This is a genomic window from Actinomadura chokoriensis (assembly GCF_039529475.1).
GTDB classification, from domain to species: domain Bacteria; phylum Actinomycetota; class Actinomycetes; order Streptosporangiales; family Streptosporangiaceae; genus Spirillospora; species Spirillospora bangladeshensis.
Map to the genome: position 1 here is coordinate 1 of NZ_BAAAMW010000062.1, position 3,513 is coordinate 3,513.

Consider the following 3,513-nt stretch of genomic DNA (forward strand, 5'->3'; position numbering starts at 1 on the left):
GTCCGGCGGCGTCCTACTCTCCCACACAGTCTCCCATGCAGTACCATCGGCGCTGAAGGGCTTAACTTCCGGGTTCGGGATGGGACCGGGTGTTTCCCCTTCGCCAAAACCACCGAACGCCTCAACGCACCACCCCACACGGGGGCGGGCAAATCAACGTCCAAGCCGTCAGGCTCGGTATCCAGTTATCAACTACAGGCGCCCAGGTTGTTTTCTGGGAACCACACAGGGACGCGAACATCGCAGCGATTTGGTTTGAACGTTCAGTGTGTTCAAGCCACTCGGCCTATTAGTACCGGTCGACTCCACACGTTACCGCGCTTCCATCTCCGGCCTATCAACCCGGTCGTCTACCGGGGGCCTTACACCCACAAGGGGTGGGAGAACTCATCTCGAGGAAGGCTTCCCGCTTAGATGCTTTCAGCGGTTATCCCGACCGAACGTAGCCAACCAGCCGTGCCCCTGGCGGGACAACTGGCACACCAGAGGTCCGTCCGTCCCGGTCCTCTCGTACTAGGGACAGACCCTCACAATTCTCCTACGCGCGCAGCGGATAGGGACCGAACTGTCTCGCGACGTTCTAAACCCAGCTCGCGTGCCGCTTTAATGGGCGAACAGCCCAACCCTTGGGACCTACTCCAGCCCCAGGATGCGACGAGCCGACATCGAGGTGCCAAACCATCCCGTCGATATGGACTCTTGGGGAAGATCAGCCTGTTATCCCCGGGGTACCTTTTAGCCGTTGAGCGACACCACTTCCACACGTAGGTGCCGGATCACTAGGCCCTGCTTTCGCACCTGCTCGACACGTCCGTCTCACAGTCAAGCTCCCTTGTGCCCTTGCACTCGCCACCTGATTGCCAACCAGGCTGAGGGAACCTTTGGGCGCCTCCGTTACACTTTAGGAGGCAACCGCCCCAGTTAAACTACCCACCAGGCACTGTCCCCCACCCGGATACACGGGTGCGGGTTAGACGCTCAAAACGACCAGAGTGGTATTTCACCAACGACTCCACCGACACTGGCGTGCCGGCTTCACAGTCTCCCACCTATCCTACACAAGACGCTCCAAGCGCCAATGCCAAGCTGTAGTGAAGGTCCCGGGGTCTTTCCGTCCTGCTGCGCGAAACGAGCATCTTTACTCGTACTGCAATTTCGCCGGGCCTGTGGTTGAGACAGCGGGGAAGTCGTTACGCCATTCGTGCAGGTCGGAACTTACCCGACAAGGAATTTCGCTACCTTAGGATGGTTATAGTTACCACCGCCGTTTACCGGCGCTTAGATTCTCAGCTTCGACCATTACTGGTCTAACCGGTCCTCTTAACGTTCCGGCACCGGGCAGGCGTCAGTCCGTATACAGCGTCTTACGACTTCGCACGGACCTGTGTTTTTAGTAAACAGTCGCTTCCCCCTGGCCTCTGCGACCCCACCCAGCTCGGACAGCACGTGCCGTCACCGGGCGAGGTCCCCCTTCTCCCAAAGTTACGGGGGCAATTTGCCGAGTTCCTTAACCACAGTTCACCCGATCGCCTTGGTATTCTCTACCTGACCACCTGAGTCGGTTTAGGGTACGGGCCGCCAGTACACTCGCTAGAGGCTTTTCTCGACAGCATGGGATCACTCACTTCACCTAAAACGGCTCGGCATCACATCTCACCCACATGCGCTACGGATTTGCCTATAGCGCGGGCTACATGCTTACCCCGGGACAACCATCGCCCGGGCTGAGCTACCCTCCTGCGTCACCCCATCACTCACCTACTACCCCCTCGGGTCGACCGCTAGCCCCAGAACAAACCCGAAGGCTCGAACCGGGATTCGGGGTCTTAGCATCAGAGGGTTCAGCGTTGGCGCATACCAGCGGGTACGGGAATATCAACCCGTTGTCCATCGACTACGCCTGTCGGCCTCGCCTTAGGTCCCGACTTACCCTGGGCGGATTAGCCTGCCCCAGGAACCCTTGGTCATCCGGCGCACACGTTTCTCACGCGTGACTCGCTACTCATGCCTGCATTCTCACTCCCACAGCCTCCACCACTCGATCACTCGGCGGCTTCACCGGCTGCAGGACGCTCCCCTACCCATCAACACATACGTGTCAATGCCACGGCTTCGGCGGTGTGCTTGAGCCCCGCTACATTGTCGGCGCGGAATCACTTGACCAGTGAGCTATTACGCACTCTTTCAAGGATGGCTGCTTCTAAGCCAACCTCCTGGTTGTCAGAGCAACTCCACATCCTTTCCCACTTAGCACACGCTTAGGGGCCTTAGCCGATGATCTGGGCTGTTTCCCTCTCGACTACGAAGCTTATCCCCCGCAGTCTCACTGCCACGCTCTCACTTACCGGCATTCGGAGTTTGGCTGACGTCAGTAACCTTGTAGGGCCCATCAGCCATCCAGTAGCTCTACCTCCGGCAAGAAACACGCGACGCTGCACCTAAATGCATTTCGGGGAGAACCAGCTATCACGGAGTTTGATTGGCCTTTCACCCCTAACCACAGGTCATCCCCCAGGTTTTCAACCCTGGTGGGTTCGGGCCTCCACACCGTCTTACCGGCGCTTCACCCTGCCCATGGCTAGATCACCCCGCTTCGGGTCTACAGCATGCGACTCAAACGCCCTATTCAGACTCGCTTTCGCTACGGCTACCCGCCACCGGTTAACCTCGCCACACACCATAACTCGCAGGCTCATTCTTCAAAAGGCACGCCATCACGAACGGAAGCAAGCTCCCGAGGACGCTCTGACGGCTTGTAGGCACACGGTTTCAGGTACTATTTCACGACCCCTCACCGGGGCACTTTTCACCTTTCCCTCACGGTACTGGTCCGCTATCGGTCATCAGGAAGTATTCAGCCTTACCACGTGGTCGTGGCAGATTCACACGGGATTTCACGGGCCCCGTGCTACTCGGGAACACACCCAGAAGCCACTCGGATTTCGTCTACCGGACTCTCACCGTCTACGGTCGGCCTTCCCATGCCATTCGACTACCCGAGCAGTTTGTAACTCCTCGCCAGCGCGGCAGCACTGACCGGATGGTCCCACAACCCCGCACACGCAACGCCTGCCGGCTATCACACGCGCACGGTTTAGGCTAATCCGCTTTCGCTCACCACTACTCACGGAATCACTATTGTTTTCTCTTCCTGCGGGTACTGAGATGTTTCACTTCCCCGCGTTCCCACCAACCTGCCTATACATTCAGCAGGCGGCGACACCCCATGACGAGTGCCAGGTTTCCCCATTCGGAAATCCCCGGATCAAAGTCTGGTTGCCGACTCCCCGAGGCATATCGCAGGCTCCCACGTCCTTCATCGGCTCCTGATGCCAAGGCATCCACCGTATGCCCTTAAAAACTTGAACACACAAAACGATCAAAACAAATCGCAGATGAGAACCCTCAACCCCACCCCGAAAGGCAGAATCTCGAAGCCCTCACCAGAGATGCTCGCGTCCACTGTGCAGTTCTCAAAAAACAACCGGGCCCACCAGCACCGCCACACTCATT

At 58.1% G+C, this 3,513-nt stretch carries 2 rRNA genes; both read right to left on the bottom strand.

From position 1 onward, the window contains the following. A 5S ribosomal RNA gene (gene rrf, locus ABFX46_RS43195) occupies nucleotides 1–117 on the bottom strand. 151 nt (nucleotides 118–268) lie between these two features. Continuing rightward, nucleotides 269–3,368, bottom strand: a 23S ribosomal RNA gene (locus ABFX46_RS43200). Between the last annotated feature and the right edge of the window lie 145 nt (nucleotides 3,369–3,513).